Genomic DNA, 14,602 nt, shown 5'->3' with positions numbered 1-14,602 from the left:
GGTTGACTAGGGCTGTCTCTGGGGTGATTCTCGGCTTCATCACAGGAACATCTCCAGATGGATCCATTGAAGCCTCCTCGGTTACGAGGGGGATCACCTCATCCGCGCTGTCGCCTCGGCCTTTCCGGGCCCCACCCGACGAGAACGCGACACCCGGGACCCTCCCGGGACCCCCAACCGCAGGCCGCGAAGTCTTGCCCGTGCCTCTTTGTGGCAGCCGTCTTCGCCGCCCTCCCGAAGGAGCGCTCCGTGAAACGCCGCACTGCCGCCGCCATGGCCCTTGCCGTGTCCAGCACCTTGACCGCCGTCCTCGCCGGCTGCAATGCCGGAGCCTCCGGCACGTCCGGGGACGGGGCGAAGACTGTTGGGCTGATCCGCTTCTCCGGTTCGGACGTCTACGCCAACAGCGCCCTCGACGCCATCGCCGAGTACGGCAAGAGCAAAGGCTGGAAGATCACCGAGGTGGACGCGAACGGCAGCGTCGACTCTGCCAACACCGCGCTGACCAACCTGGCCACACGAGGCGTCGACGCCATCGCCATCTCCGTCTTCCCCACCGATGCGCTCGCCTCCGGAGTCGCCACGGCCCAGTCGGCAGGAATCCCGGTCGCCAACTGGGGCGGCGGCCTCGGGCCGGGCGTCCCCATCGCCGCAGACGTGTCCCTGGGCGAGCCCATGGCCGAACGAGTGGTGAAGGACCTTGAGGGCAAGGGCTCCCTGCTGGCCCTCGGATATCGTCCCGGCCTGCCCTGCCAGCGCCGCGAGGCCGCTCTGGACAAGACCCTGAAGAAGACCGACATCAAGACGGTCTCCCAGCAGGTCACCATCCCCGGCCAGGTCGAGGCCGCCGACAAGGCCACTCAGGCATGGGCCCAGGCCCATCCCAAGGGCGACAACCTCGCCGTATGGTCCTGCTTCGACGATCCGGCCACAGGCGCCGTCGCAGCACTTCGCCAGCTCGGACGCACCGACGTGAAAACCTACGGCCTCAACGGCACCGCCGAGGCGCTGTCCCTGGTCAAGGCCGGCAAGCTGACGGCGACCCAGTGGATCGACGGCCCCTCGCAGGGGCGCGAGATCGCCCGGCTCCTTGAGAAGTACTGGACTGCCCCCGAGGACTTCCAGCAGGTCGAGATCGACGGCGACTACCAGATCATCGACAAGACCAACGTCGATGCCTTCCTCGCCGACCACCCCGAGTTGAGGAAGTAACCATGGGGTCACAAGCATCAGAAGCTCCTTCCGACCGGACCGCCGCCGTCCACGAGAGCGAGCCACTGATCCAGGTGCGGGGTCTGGTCAAGACCTACGGTGCGATCCGTGCGCTGCGCGGCGTGGACGTCTCGTTCCGGCGAGGCGAGATCCACGGACTGGTGGGCGCCAACGGTGCCGGCAAATCCACACTGATCCGCTGCCTGGCCGGACTGGAACAGCCCGACGAGGGAGACATCCTCGTCGACGGCGAGGGCACCCACGTCCACGGTCCCTCCGAGGCAGCCCGGCTCGGCCTCGCCTTCATCCACCAGGAACTGAACCTGGTGAAGTCCTTCACCGGGGCGCAGAACATCATGCTCGGCAGCCACCGGGGCTCAATGCTGGCCCTGCGCCGACTCCGCAAAGTGCCGCCCGCGGTGCTCCAGGCCGCCGAACGCGTGGGGATCGACTTCTCACTCGACACCCCTGTCGCCGAACTGACCGTCCATCAGCAATGGCTGGTCACCATCGCGCGGGCACTCGTCGAGGACCGCACCCTCATCGCCATGGACGAGCCGACCGCATCCCTGGACGCTCAGGAGGCAGCCAAACTCCTCAAGGTGACACGGGAGTTGGCGGCCTCGGGGGTCGCGGTGGTGTTCATCAGTCACCGGCTCGACGAAGTGACTGAAGTCTGCGATCGGGTCACCGCCTTCCGGGACGGATTGGTGTCGCTGACCCTGCCCAGAACCGATCTCACACGCGATGCCGTCGTCCGCGCCATCGTGGGCCATGCGGTCACTCCCGGAGCAGGAGCCACCGCATTCCGAACGACCGAGCACACCCCCGTCGCCCTGCGGCTGGACCGCCTCAGCCGAGGGAGGGCCGTGCACGACGTCTCCCTGACCCTGCACGAGGGCGAGGTCGTCGGCATCGCAGGGCTCGTCGGCTCCGGACGAACAGAACTGGCGCGACTGATCTTCGGAGCCGACCGCCCGGACAGCGGAACGATGACACTGGAGGGGCAGCCCTACCGCCCTGGCTCCATCCCGCAGGCCATCGCCCGTGGCGTGGCGTACGTACCGGAAGAGCGGCGCTCCGAGGCCCTGTTCCTCACCCACTCCGTCGAGGACAACCTCCACATCACGGTGTGGGATCGCCGGCGCGCGAGTAGATGGCTGCCGTTCATCAGCCCGCGAGCCTCCCGGGCCGCCGCAAAGGAGACCTGCCGCACGCTCGGGATCAAGGCCGGGGACCCCCGCCAACCAGTCCTCGGCCTCAGCGGAGGCAATCAGCAGAAGGTCGTCATGGGCCGCTGGCTGGCCACCCAGCCGAAGATCCTGATCATGGACGAACCCACCCGCGGGGTAGACGTGGGCGCACGCGCCGACATCTACGCCCGCGTCCGTGAAACCAACGCGGCGGGTACCGCCGTCCTGGTCATTTCCTCCGAGTTCGAAGAACTCCTCGAATGCAACCGCGTCCTGGTCATGTCCGAAGGCCGCCTCGTCGGCGAACTCACCTCCGGCGACATCACCGTCCCCAACATGCTGCACCTCTGCTACGCCTGACGTGCCGCGCCATCGAGAATCCGGAGAAACCGCCATGGAAGGCACCATTGAGGAAGCCGTGAAGGCGCCGACTGTGCGGGACGGCACGCCGGGCAACGCACAGCGCGCCCTGGTCCTGACGGGCCGCTACGGAACCCCAGCGGTTCTCGTCCTGCTCTTGATCGGCTTCGCCATAGCGAGCCCGCAGGCATTTCTGACGGGTCAGAACCTGCTGAACATCCTCAACCAGAGCGCCACGCTCGCCATCGTCGCAGGAGGTCTCACTCTCCCTCTGGTCGCGGGCAAGTTCGATCTCAGCTTTGCATCCGTAGTGAGTCTGGCGGGCATCCTGGCGGTCGGTCTGCTGGAGCGCAGCGGCCTGCCGTGGCTCGCCGCAATTCTGCTCGGTCTCGCTGCTGCCGGTGCGATCGGCCTGGTCAACGGCCTGCTCGTCGCGGTCCTGCGGATCGACCCGATCGTGGCCACCCTGGGCACGAGCACCATGCTCCTCGGGATCAACTACGCCTACTCGAACGGCACGCCCATCACACTGAAGGCCGGCCCTTTCACGGACATCGCCCGCGCCTCGGTACTGGGCATACCCGCCCCGGTGATTCTGACCGTGATAGTCCTCGGCGCCCTGTGGGTGGCGCTGAACTTCACGCTGCTCGGTCACCATATGCAGGCGGTGGGCACCAATCAGGTCGCTGCACGCATGGCCGGTGTACGGGTCACCCGCATCACGCTCATCGCTTTCGTGATCTGCGGGCTGTGCGCGGGACTGGCGGGCATCGTGCTGTCGGCGCGTATCGGCAGCGGCCAAGTCACGGCCGGTGACGGGTATCTGCTGAACGCCTTCGCCGCCGTGTTCCTGGGGGCTTCGGTCCTCAAGGACGGCGACTTCCACATCGTCGGCACCCTCGTCGGCGTACTCATCGTCACCGTCACCTTCAACGGGCTGTCCCTGCTGGGCGCCGAGTCGTACGTGCAGTTCCTCTTCCAGGGAGGCATCCTCGTCGCCGCGACCGCACTGAGCAGCACCAGCCGACGCCTGCTTCTGTCTTCGGTACGACACTGAAATCCCCGCGATGAACCGTGATGCCAGCCGATCCATCTCAGTGAAATGGATCCAATCTGGGGTGACCCGTCCGCGTCGGGATAGGTCACTACCTGAATATCGATGACATCGGGGAACACGAGATCATGCTGAGTGACGCCGTGCGCCTGACTGAGCACCTGGCCAGCGCACAGGTACGGGTCAACCTTGAGGTGTGGCCCGGCATGCCGCACGTATGGCATCTGTTTTCCGAGGACCTGGAGGAGGCTGATGCAGCCCTCGACTCGGCCGTCGCCTTCCTCGCTTCCTGTCTGCCCCACGCCTAACCTCCCCTTTTCCTCAACTCTGAGAGGCACCCCGTGACCAACACCGAAGCCGAGAAGAAAATCAACGTCAACGGAACGGAGCTCTTCGTCCGTGACACAGGCGAAGAAGACCTTCCGGTGGTCCTTGCCCTACACTCACTGTTCCTCGACGGACGCATGTTTGAAGGCTTCAAGGACGCCGCCGCAGGCCGGTACCGCGTCATCCGTCCCGACTTCCGCGGCCAGGGACGGAGCGCACCGGCGGAGGACGATTTCATCCATCTGGACACGGTGACGGCTGATGTCATCGCGCTGGCCGAAGCCCTGAATCTGAAGCAGGTGCACCTGCTCGTCCAGTCCATGGGCGGAGACGTGGCGTTCCGGCTGGCCGTCGCCCGGCCCTCCCTGATCAAGTCGATGATCGTCCTGGGATCGTCGGCCTGTTCCGAACCCGCCGATCAGCTTCAGGTTTTCCGGGAGTGGGTCGACAACGTGGGGCGGCAAGGCTTCGTCGGTGACGTGCTCCGGGAGACCATGGAGATCATGTTCGGCGCCACCACTCTTGCCGATCCCGATAAGCGGGACATCGTCAAGCTGTGGGAGGCGCGGATCGCAGAGGTGCCGAAGACCCTACGTCCCGCGATGGCGGGTGTCATCGAACGTGGCACCGCTGTGCATCTGCTTCCGCAAATCAGTGTCCCCGTCTTCATCGTGTCGGGCGAGGAGGACAAGCCGCGCCCGATCCCGTGGCAGAACGAGATGGCCGAGCACCTGCCGAACTCCACACTATGGCGCCTGAAGAAGATCGGCCACAGCCCGATCCTGGAGACGCCGGACGTGGTCCTCCCCCGCCTCCTCGACTTCCTCGACCAGGTGGAGAAGAACAGCTAGAGATCTTTAAGGGTGTGGGTTGTGTGGGGTCGTAACGACTGTTGTGTGCTGCGGTGTGCCGGAGGGATGAGGTATCCCGATGGTGGAGGGCTGACGGCTGAGGAGCGGGTCCGGCGTGAGCGGGTCCGGTTGGCGGCTGCTGATCTGATCGAGGCGGGGGGTCAGCGACCGGGGGTGGCCCGGCAGTTCCGGGTGACGCGGATGTCGGCGAACCGCCGGCGGTGGGCATTGGCTGCGGGCGGGCGGCGGCTCTGGCCTCCAAGCGCCCCGGCGGTGCCCGCTGCAAGCTCGATGCGAGTCAACTGCGTGTGCTGGAGGCGGTGTTGGATGCCGGCCCGGCCGCTGCGGGCTGGAGCGACCAGTGCTGGACCCGGGCAAGAATCGCGGAGATCGTGCACCGCCCGGTTCGGCGTCGAGTACACCTTGGCCGGGATGGACCTGCTGCTGCACCGCATCGGCTGGAGCGTGCAGGTCCCCTCCCGCAGGGCCACCGAGCGCGACGAGGAGAGGATCGCCGCCTGGAAGGACGCGCAGTGGCCCGTCATAAAAGGAGGGCGGCGGACCTGGGCGCCTGACTCTGCTTCGAGGGCGAAGCCGGCCAGGGGCTGAGGCCGCCCATAGGCCGCACCTGGGGACGCCGGGGCCACACAACCCTCGTGCGTGTCACCGCCGCAGGCACCAAACGCGTCTCCATGGCGGCACTGATCTGCACCAAGCCCGGCCACCGGCCCCGGCTGATCTATCGCATCCACCTCGACCGCGGCCCCGCCAAGGGCCGGCGCAAGGGCTTCACCGAGACCGACTACGCGCACCTGCTCGACGCCGCGCACCAGCAGCTCGGCGGCCCGGTCGTCCTGGTCTGGGACAATTTGAACACGCACGTCAGTCGCAGCATGCGCCAGCTTGTCGGTGATCGATTATGGCTGACCGTCTACCAGCTGCCGCCGTATGCACCGGAGTTCAACCGGGTCGAGGGTGTCTGGTCGCACCTGAAAAGGTCGCTGGCCAACCTCACCAAACACAGCCTCGACCAGCTCACCGCGCTGGTGAAGAACCGGCTCAAACGGATGCAGTACCGACCCGGCCTCATCGACGGTCTCATCGCCAAGACCGGCCTCGACTTCCAACCGCCGTAACCTCAGCCATTGAAGATCTCTGGCAAACAGGACGTCATCGCAGCAGTGAAGGTCAAGGGCGCCCCCAAGCCGGGCTCGATACCCTCACCACGATCCCCGACCATTTGTCGAGTACGGCAGGATGAGGCACCAACATGGCTCCTGCGCCGGTGGGTTGAGACTTCGAACACCTCCCTCCACGGCACGGGAGCCTTGTGCGTTGTGGCCGGCGCCCGCCACTCGATCGGTGGCCACCCTGAAAGACCTCACTGATGCCTGCCGGGGAGGCGGGAGGTGACCTTCCCGAGTGGAGTGGCGTGTCTCACATTGAATGCTTCGTGCGGGGTGACCCACCGTTGTTGTGCCGCACGTGCATTCCTGACCTGTGGTGTTGCTTGCGGGACAGGGGTTCCTCGTGGTGGTGGGATTCCACTCTCATGGTGGTTCTCGTGGTGCCCCACAATTGCGCCGCGCTACCGCGGCCGAAGAAAGTGGATCCGACCAGCGGTCATGGAGCCCACGCCCGCCGACAGGCTGGTCATGTGCCGCCGCGGAAGTGCGCGTCCTCCGAATGGCCAGCCCGCCACGACTCGTGTGAGCGGCCCGCACCCCCACCGGGGAACGGGACGACGACCGGATGACCCGCTGGCTCCGTCGCGGGCAATGCAGGAGTACGGCGCCCCGAAAGGCGAGTAAGCCACATGAATGCGACCGACGATGACACCGCAGTGTTCCGTGCCCTGGGTCCGGTCCAGGTGTGGCGCGGCGGGGCACCGCTCGACCTGGGGCCGCCACAACGCAGGGTGCTGCTCCTCCGCCTCCTCATTGAGGAGGGCCGGCCGGTCACCGTGGCTGACCTCTCCCAGTGTCTGTGGAAGGACAACCCGCCGACAGGAGCCATCTCCTCGGTCCGAGCACATGTCAGCCGACTGCGCTCGGTGCTGGACCCGGAGCGGCAAGGGCCGTCCACGGTGCTCTTTGCCGAGTCATCCGGCTATTCCCTGAGAGTGCCTCGCGAGGCGCGGGACACCACGGTGTTTGAGGACACCGTGCACAGCGCCCGGACTGCGGTCAGGCATGGCCGACTTGCCCAGGCACGCCGCGAACTCGACCAAGCACTTGGCCTGTGGCGCGGCAAGGCATTCCAAGACGCCGCTGAAGAGGATTTCGCGGTGCGCGAACGGAATCGTCTGAACGCAATCCTGCAGGAAGCAAGGGAGTTGCAGGCCACGACCCTACTGAGGCAGGGGGATCTGGCACAGGCGATCAGCGCCGCAGAAGGGCTCATCGTCAGCTCGCCGCTGCGGGAGGTGTCCTGGGCGCTGCTGATGCGGGCCCTGTACGCAGGAGGGCGGCCGACGGAAGCGCTTCAGCAGTACGAGCGCTTTCGCGTCATGCTGGACGAGGAGTTGGGTCTTGACCCGAGCCCGGGGCTCAAACGACTGCAGACCGCGATTCTGCGGCACGACACCGGCGTCCTCGACGGCCTCAGTCCATTCTCAACCGATGTCGTCCTGAGGACAGGCCCGGGAGATGCGCCCCCACCTCTGGCAGGGCGGTCGGAGGAGACGTCACAGCTGATGGCGGTCCTGTCGAGAGCCGCCCCGGGTCGTACGGCCTGCGCGGTCGTTTCCGGCGAGCCCGGTGTCGGCAAGACACGGCTGCTGGATGAGTTGGCGGCCCGTGCGGTGTCGGCGGGTTTCGCTGTCGCCCGTGCCCAGGGCGGCCAGGCGCAGGGCGGCAGCGGAGGCCGCTCGTTGCCGTCCCCTGCCGCACAACTTCTCCACGCGCTGCGGCAGGACGGATACGAACCTGGTGTGCCCGTGAGCGGACGGACGACGACGGGGAAGCTTCTGCAGGCGCTTTCCCGTCGGCCCACGCTCTGCATTGTTGACGACCTCGACGAGGCATCACCGGAAGTCCAATCCGAGTTGCGGCACATCGTCGAGGCACTGCCAGAGGGCCCCATCGCGGTGGTGTGCGCCATGCGGGCCGCCGACGATCCGACGTCCAGCGGCCTGCTCACCGCATTTGCCCGGCGGGGCGCGACATGGCTCCGGCTCGATCCGCTGACTCTCGCTGACGTCACCGAGGTGCTCACAGGATCCGGCGAGCACGTCACGCCGGCGCATGCGGCGGCGTTGCACCGGCGCAGCGCGGGGAACCCGTTCATTCTGACTGAGTTGCTCAAGCTGGCTCCCGACCGACGGACGGGCGCGGCGGCCCGAGTGCCCACGGCCGTGCGGAGCGCGATCCTCAGCCGGCTGGCCGGGCTGCCGGAACCGGTCCGAGTAATGCTTACGTATGGTGCGGTGGATGCTGAGTGGCTGGACATCGCCCTGCTCGCCGACATCCTGGACGAGCCACTGCGGGAGCTCCTGCCGCTTGTTGACATGGCGGTCGCGGCCCGGCTCCTGGTGTGGGAGGCGGAACCCAGTGAGCATGCCACCAGTGGCTATCGTTTGCCCGAACTACCTCGCGAGGTGATCCTCAGCACTCTCGCACCATCTTCTCGACAACTGCTGCATGCTGCTCTCGCGAAGCATCTGGCCATGCGGGACGACACCATCCCTGCTCGCTTGGCCCGCCACTTACGGGGAGCGGGCGCCATGGCCACTGCCATAGGTCCCCTCAGCGAACCCAACTGATCCGGAGCCCAGGAACCTCGTTCCTGCGCTCCGGGAGCCGCGCCGGGCTGCCCACAGTGAACGTGTCGTCCCGTTACAGCAGCCACACTGGCCATATTTACCCCTCTGTAATTAAATGTCGCTTACTGGCGCCAGGCCCTGACTGAGGTGAGCCGGTTAGTAATGAAGGCACACAATGTGAGAGGAATGAGCCGGCTTCGGCGCAACCAGATCCGGTTGAAGATCTCGCGAGATGCCTCGCGGTTGTTCTGGAAGCAGGGCAGGGCTCATGCCGTGGAGTGTGCCGATCACGCGCTGGCCATCAGGATCTGGTCGTGGGCGGGGTTCCACGAAGAAGATCATCCGTCAGCGGTTGACTTCAAGGTTTGTCAGGACGAGCAGAGCGCGCGCCGAGGTCTGTCAGGGCTGCCACGATGGGAACGCCCTGGCGCTCGCAGATCCGAATGATTCGGTGGGTGCGGGCTGCGGTCAGGTCGTGGGTGCGGCCCGGCGGTGTGGGCGAGGGCCACAGCAGGTGCGTCAGCGGAATCAGTGACAACCTGCACGTTCACGCCGTGGCGCCGGCGCTTTTGGGAGTAGTCGGCCCGGCCGTCGCCGACCTGATCGCACTCGGCGAGGGTCCCGTCCAGGAGGACGAAGTCAGGATCATGGTCGCGTAGCGTCTTCAGCAGGCCCGATGCACGTGCGGCGAGAAGGTCGACGACCGCGCTGGTATAGGCGTGGGCGGTGGACTCGCTGACGCCGAACCCGGCAGCGATCTTCGCCAGAGTGGTGTGCTCGCGCAGGTACACCAGCGCCACCATCGCGCGATGAGACGGACGGAGCTTGCAGCGCCGGTCGCCCTCACGAGTGACGAGCAGCATGGTGACCCACTCCACGAGCGCATGCGGCAGGTCGAGTGCGGCAGGACGGATGACCAACGGGGCCCCCGAGCAAGGTGATTGAGACGTCAGACACCTCGATCAACAGCCCATGGGCCTCGCTCGTTGCGGCTCGCGAACCGTCACCTGATCGGTGGCCACCTCGAAGAAGGTCAATGTTAAGTCACCATAGGGTCAATAAGGTGATGCATCAACTATACGGGCACGGGTGCTGTGCAGCCCGTAGATGCCACGAGGGCGGCGACGGTGGACGTGTCCTCACATCTACTGCCGCCGCCCTCGCTGCGGCCCGTTCGCCGCGGGGGGTGCCGGCTTACTTCACCAGTCGGGCGAACTTCCTGACCTCCTGGGTGAACAGCTGGGGCTGCTCGAACGCCGCGAAGTGACCGCCGTAGGGGATCTGGTCGTTGTAGTAGACCAGGTTGCTGTAGGCGCGCTCGGCCCAGATCTTCGGGCTGCGGACCAGTTCGTGGGGGAAGACGCTCAGTCCGACCGGCAGGTCGAGCTTGGTCAGCTCGGAGGCGCCGTAGTTCTGCCAGTACAGGCGGGCGGAGGAGGCGGCGGTGTCGGTGAGCCAGTACAGGGTGATGTTGTCCAGCATGTCGTTCAGTGACAGGACACCTTCGGGCCGGCCGGTGCTGTCGGTCCAGTCGAGCAACTTCTCATAGATCCAGGCGGCTTGTCCTGAGGGAGAGTCGGCGAGGGCGTAGCCGATGGTCTGCGGACGGGTCGACTGTTGCAGGGAGTATCCGGAGAGCTGGCTGGAGAAGGTCTGGATCTGGGCGAGTGCCGCCTGTTCGGCGGGAGTGGTCGTGTCGGTGACCGGCGGGCTGAAGGTGTACTCGGGGAAGTTCAGCTGCACTCCCAGCAGGCCCTTGGGCCGCAGCTTGCCCAGTTGGGTGGTGACGACGCCGCCCCAGTCGCCGCCCTGGGCGATGTACCGGGTGTAGCCCAGGCGTTCCATGAGGGTGGCCCAGGCCGCCGCGATGCGGGCGTTGGTCCAGCCGGTGGTGCCGGGCCGGTCGGAGAAGCCGAACCCCGGCAGCGAGGGGACGACCACGTGGAAGGCGTCCTGTGGGCTGCCGCCGTGCGCCGTGGGGTCGGTCAGGGGGCCGATCGCCTTCACGAACTCCACAAAGGAGCCCGGCCAGCCGTGGGTGAGGATGAGCGGCGTGGCGTTCGTGTGCCGGGAGCGGACGTGCAGGAAGTGGATGCCCAGGCCGTCGATCCGCGTGCGGTACTGGCCCAGGGCGTTGATCTGCCGTTCGAAGCGGCGCCAGTCGTACTGAGTGCGCCAGTACTGCAGCAGGCCGGTCAGCTTGGCGAGTTGGACACCCTGGGAGTTGTCGGTGACGGTCTCCTGCTCGGGCAGCCGGACATGGGCCAGCCGTTGGCGCAGGTCCGTCAGCAGGGCCTCCGGGACGCGCAGGTCCAGCGGTGTGATCCGGCTGGTGGCCTTCGGCAGGATCAGCGGGCCGACGGCGCCGGCGGAGGTGGTGGCGGAGGCGAGGTCCGTGCCCAGGACGGCCGGTACGGCGGTCGCCAGTCCGGCGATGGTGGCGGTTCGCAGCAGGCCGCGCCGGGACGGGCTGAAGGAGGGCTCGTCCGCGACCGGACTGGGATGATGCGGTGAACGCATGGATGTGCTCCAACTTCGAAGGGGCGCTGGCCGGCGGAGTACGGACTGCGCGCAGGGAGGTCTGTAGAGGGTGGCGGGGAGCGGGGTGCTGTTCGGCCCCTGGGGCCGCGGCGCCCACGGGCCACTGATGCGGGTGGCGGCCGCGCAGACGTATACGCCACATCGGCGCAGAAAGCCTTGTTTTGCCCGCTTTTGCTGCGGGGTCCTCGGGGTGGGGCGGCTACGCACCTGAGTACATGGCCGCCCGCAGGGGTCAGGCGGAGGTGCTCAGGGCTTCCTTGAGGCTGGCGACCGCGAGCAGGACCGCGTGCTTGGCCGCTTCGATGTCGTGTTGCGAGTTGACCATGACAAAGTCGTGCACGCAGGAAGACCACAGATCGGGACAGGAGTGGCGGAAACCCGGGCCTGCCCTGCGCAGGCCGGCCAGGTCACCGGCCGAGCGCGGCCTCCAGGTAGGCATCTCTGATGGTCTTCTCGTTGACGCCCACCGGTCCTCATCTCCTGCGGAGATTGCGGGAAATGCGAAAACGCGCGATGGCGTCGGTGCAGCGTGTGACGTCCTCGCTAGGCTCACCCTAGGGAGCATATATATGATGCGTCAACCATTTCCGCTGACGCACCTGCTGTGGCTCTCGCCCACACCGCCGGGCCGCACCGACGACCTGACCGCAGCCCGCACCCACCGAATCATTCGGATCTGCGAGCGCCAGGGCGTTCCCATCGTGGCCGATCTCCCTTACCAGGGCGGCGGCCCCAGGCTTGCCACGGGCATCAAACGCAGGCCCCCGCAGGAACTCACCCCCACCGACAGAACCCGCAATCGGGCCTTGGCCGCGGCACGGGCACCCGTCGAACGCGGCGTTGCCCGCCTGAAGTCATGGCGGATCTTCCGCAGATCCCGATGCAGCCCCACCCGCATGACGTCAATCGCCAAGGCCGTTCTCACCCTGGAGTTGCAACGCTGAAGCGGCTCAGTAAGCCATCCCCAGTGGCAAGTCCCAGATGCCCATGCTTCTAAAGTGGATGCATCAACTACATTAAGGCTGTCGAGAGTCATTCGGGACAGGTGTGCAGTCCGAGGGGAGAAACCGGTGATACGTAATTTGACGGTGGCCCAGCAGCTTGTGGACATTCTGCGCCAGGCGGGCGTGGAGCGGATCTACGGCGTGGTGGGTGACAGCCTGAACTCGGTGGTCGACGCGGTGCGCCGTACCGACGGCATCGAGTGGGTGCACGTACGGAACGAGGAGGCCGCCGCCTTCGCTGCGGCAGCGGAGGCACAGCTGACCGGCAGGCTCGCGGTGTGCGCCGGAAGCTGTGGCCCCGGAAACACACATCTGATCCAGGGACTGTACGACGCGCACCGCTCCGGTGCGCCCGTGCTGGCACTCGCTTCGCACATCCCGTCCCACCAGATCGGTACCGGCTTCTTCCAAGAGACGCACCCGGAACGGCTGTTCACCGAGTGCAGCGACTACTGCGAGATGATCGGCACCCCAGAGCAGATGCCCCGGGTTCTGCGGATCGCCATGCAGCGGGCTCTGGGCAACAGCGCGGTGTCAGTCCTGGTGATACCGGGTGATGTCGCGCACGACGCGGCTACGCACCCGACGGGAAGCAGCGACCTGGTCACGGAGCGCGGCCGGGTCGTCGCGCCGGACACACAGGTTCGGGCGCTGGCCGAGAAGCTGAATGCCGCAAAGAAGGTGATGCTGTTCTGCGGTGCGGGAGTGCGGGACGCGCACGCCGAGGTCATGGCGCTCGCCGAGAAGGCTGCCGCGCCCATCGGGCACACCCTGCGGGGCAAGGAGTGGATCCAGTTCGACAACCCGTACGACGTGGGCATGAGCGGTCTGCTGGGCTACGGCGCCTGCTTCGACGCGATGCACGAGGCTGACCTGGTCGTCCTGCTCGGCACCGACTTCCCGTACAACGACTTCCTGCCGCAGGCACGGACCGTGCAGATCGACCACGATGCGGGCCGCCTCGGCCGTCGCACCGTGCTGGAACTCGGGGTCCACGGCGACGTCAGGGAGACGCTGCGGGCCGTGCTGCCGCTGGTCGAGGCGAAGCAGAACCGTACCTATCTGGACCGCATGCTGCACAAGCATGCCAAGTCACTGGAGACGGTGGTCTCCGCCTACACCCACGACGTCGAGCGGCACACACCGATCCACCCTGAGTACGCGGCCTCGGTTCTGGACGAACTCGCCGCCGACGACGCGGTGTTCACCGTGGACACCGGCATGTCCAACGTTTGGGCGGCGCGTTATCTCACCCCCAATGGGCGGCGCCGGGTGATCGGTTCGTTCCTGCACGGCACGATGGCCAACGCGCTGCCGCACGCCATCGGCGCGCAGTTCGCCTACGCCGGCCGCCAGGTGATCTCGATGTCGGGTGACGGTGGACTGGGCATGCTCATGGGCGAGTTGCTCACAGTGAAGCTGCACGATCTGCCGGTGAAGACGATCGTCTTCAACAACTCGTCCCTGGGCATGGTGAAGTTGGAGATGCTGGTCGAGGGGCTGCCTGAGCACGAGACCGACCACGAGCCGGTGGACTACGCGGCGATCGCCCGCGGCGCGGGCATCGAGGCGATCCGCATCGAGCGCCCCGGGGATGTCGTCGAGGGACTCAAGCAGGCGCTCGCCCACGACGGACCGTTCCTGGTCGACCTCGTGACCGACCCCAACGCGCTGTCGATCCCGCCGCGCATATCGGCCGCCCAGGTCAAGGGATTCGCCTTCGCCGCCGGCCGGACCGTGCTCGACGGGGGCGTCGGCAAGATGCTCGACCTGGCCCGCGCCAACCTGCGAAACATCCCCCGCCCCTGAGCTTGCCGCCGTCCTCACCGAGGCCCGGATTCGCAGTCCCGGCAACCTGACGAGCCCTGGCGCGATCCACTGTGGCCAGGACTCCGTGGGACGTGCTCCTCACGAACGCAACACCGATCACCCCTGCGGGGTCTACGGAAGGGAATCAGCATCCATGAACGAGGAAACGCCGACTGCTGACCTCCGTCACGGTCCGATCCGGAGAATCGTTGATCTTCTCAGCGCACATCATGAACGGGTGAAGCAGCAGCACCAGGAGGCGGACATAGCCGATGCGATCGCCGCCGCCGGGTTCGACCTGGGGGCCGACATCGGACGCCCAGCCGCTCTTCCGCACGAGCGCGTCGGCTTCGACGCTGAAAGTGATCTCGGGATCGTCCATCAGCTACCGGAGTAGCGCGGACAGGAAAACGACATCGCCGACCGGCCGATGAGGACGTGGGTTGGGCCGTGCCGCTGGATTCCTCGACCGTGCGGACTCATCAGCA

General features: G+C 66.7%; 11 protein-coding genes and 2 pseudogenes. 10 read left to right on the top strand and 3 right to left on the bottom strand.

Annotated features, from left to right (window positions below):
• Positions 1-249 precede the first annotated feature (249 nt).
• The 8 genes from ACFVT5_RS39475 to ACFVT5_RS39440 all read left to right on the top strand — a co-directional run bounded on the left by ACFVT5_RS39475 (position 250) and on the right by ACFVT5_RS39440 (position 8,760).
• On the top strand, positions 250-1,212 hold the full coding sequence (locus ACFVT5_RS39475; protein ID WP_389898528.1) for a sugar ABC transporter substrate-binding protein: 963 nt from the start codon (positions 250-252) through the stop codon (positions 1,210-1,212).
• Between the two features lie 2 nt (positions 1,213-1,214).
• Positions 1,215-2,765 carry a sugar ABC transporter ATP-binding protein gene (locus tag ACFVT5_RS39470; protein WP_389898525.1) on the top strand — a complete coding sequence of 517 codons (1,551 nt, stop codon included), beginning with the start codon at positions 1,215-1,217 and terminating at the stop codon, positions 2,763-2,765.
• A 34-nt stretch (positions 2,766-2,799) separates the two neighbouring features.
• A complete protein-coding gene (locus ACFVT5_RS39465) occupies positions 2,800-3,822 on the top strand; it encodes an ABC transporter permease (RefSeq protein ID WP_389898523.1) in 1,023 nt (340 codons plus the stop codon).
• Between the two features lie 125 nt (positions 3,823-3,947).
• Positions 3,948-4,127 (top strand): hypothetical protein, encoded by a 180-nt coding sequence (locus ACFVT5_RS39460; RefSeq protein ID WP_389898521.1) that lies wholly within the window; start codon positions 3,948-3,950, stop codon positions 4,125-4,127.
• Between the two features lie 33 nt (positions 4,128-4,160).
• Complete coding sequence (locus ACFVT5_RS39455) at positions 4,161-4,997, top strand: alpha/beta fold hydrolase (protein WP_389898519.1); 837 nt, start codon at positions 4,161-4,163, stop codon at positions 4,995-4,997.
• A gap of 66 nt (positions 4,998-5,063) precedes the next feature.
• Positions 5,064-5,606 carry a winged helix-turn-helix domain-containing protein gene (locus ACFVT5_RS39450; RefSeq protein WP_389898516.1) on the top strand — a complete coding sequence of 181 codons (543 nt, stop codon included), beginning with the start codon at positions 5,064-5,066 and terminating at the stop codon, positions 5,604-5,606.
• 47 nt (positions 5,607-5,653) lie between these two features.
• Positions 5,654-6,133 carry a transposase gene (locus ACFVT5_RS39445; RefSeq protein ID WP_389898514.1) on the top strand — a complete coding sequence of 160 codons (480 nt, stop codon included), beginning with the start codon at positions 5,654-5,656 and terminating at the stop codon, positions 6,131-6,133.
• 680 nt (positions 6,134-6,813) lie between these two features.
• Entirely contained in the window at positions 6,814-8,760 is a 1,947-nt protein-coding gene (locus tag ACFVT5_RS39440) for a BTAD domain-containing putative transcriptional regulator (protein WP_389898513.1), read from the top strand.
• Between the two features lie 385 nt (positions 8,761-9,145).
• Here ACFVT5_RS39440 and ACFVT5_RS39435 read toward each other — a convergent pair.
• Positions 9,146-9,680: pseudogene (locus tag ACFVT5_RS39435) on the bottom strand (transposase family protein); the annotation flags it as partial.
• A 274-nt stretch (positions 9,681-9,954) separates the two neighbouring features.
• On the bottom strand, positions 9,955-11,280 hold the full coding sequence (locus ACFVT5_RS39430) for an epoxide hydrolase family protein (protein WP_389898511.1): 1,326 nt from the start codon (positions 11,278-11,280) through the stop codon (positions 9,955-9,957).
• 608 nt (positions 11,281-11,888) lie between these two features.
• Here ACFVT5_RS39430 and ACFVT5_RS39425 point away from each other — a divergent pair.
• Both ACFVT5_RS39425 and ACFVT5_RS39420 read left to right on the top strand, forming a co-directional pair.
• Positions 11,889-12,245: pseudogene (locus tag ACFVT5_RS39425) on the top strand (transposase family protein); the annotation flags it as partial.
• Positions 12,246-12,374: 129 nt separating this feature from the next.
• Positions 12,375-14,114, top strand: coding sequence for a pyruvate dehydrogenase (locus ACFVT5_RS39420; protein WP_389898654.1), 1,740 nt, complete (start codon positions 12,375-12,377; stop codon positions 14,112-14,114).
• Positions 14,115-14,259: 145 nt separating this feature from the next.
• Here the strand turns inward: ACFVT5_RS39420 and ACFVT5_RS39415 are convergent, their stop codons facing one another.
• Positions 14,260-14,496: a hypothetical protein gene (locus tag ACFVT5_RS39415; RefSeq protein WP_389898509.1), complete on the bottom strand. Its 237-nt coding sequence runs from the start codon at positions 14,494-14,496 to the stop codon at positions 14,260-14,262.
• Positions 14,497-14,602: the final 106 nt, after the last annotated feature.

Origin of the sequence: Streptomyces sp. NPDC058001, from assembly GCF_042886315.1 — a bacterium.
Taxonomy (GTDB): Bacteria; Actinomycetota; Actinomycetes; order Streptomycetales; family Streptomycetaceae; genus Streptomyces.
This window is presented reverse-complemented; position numbering and strand designations above follow the sequence as displayed.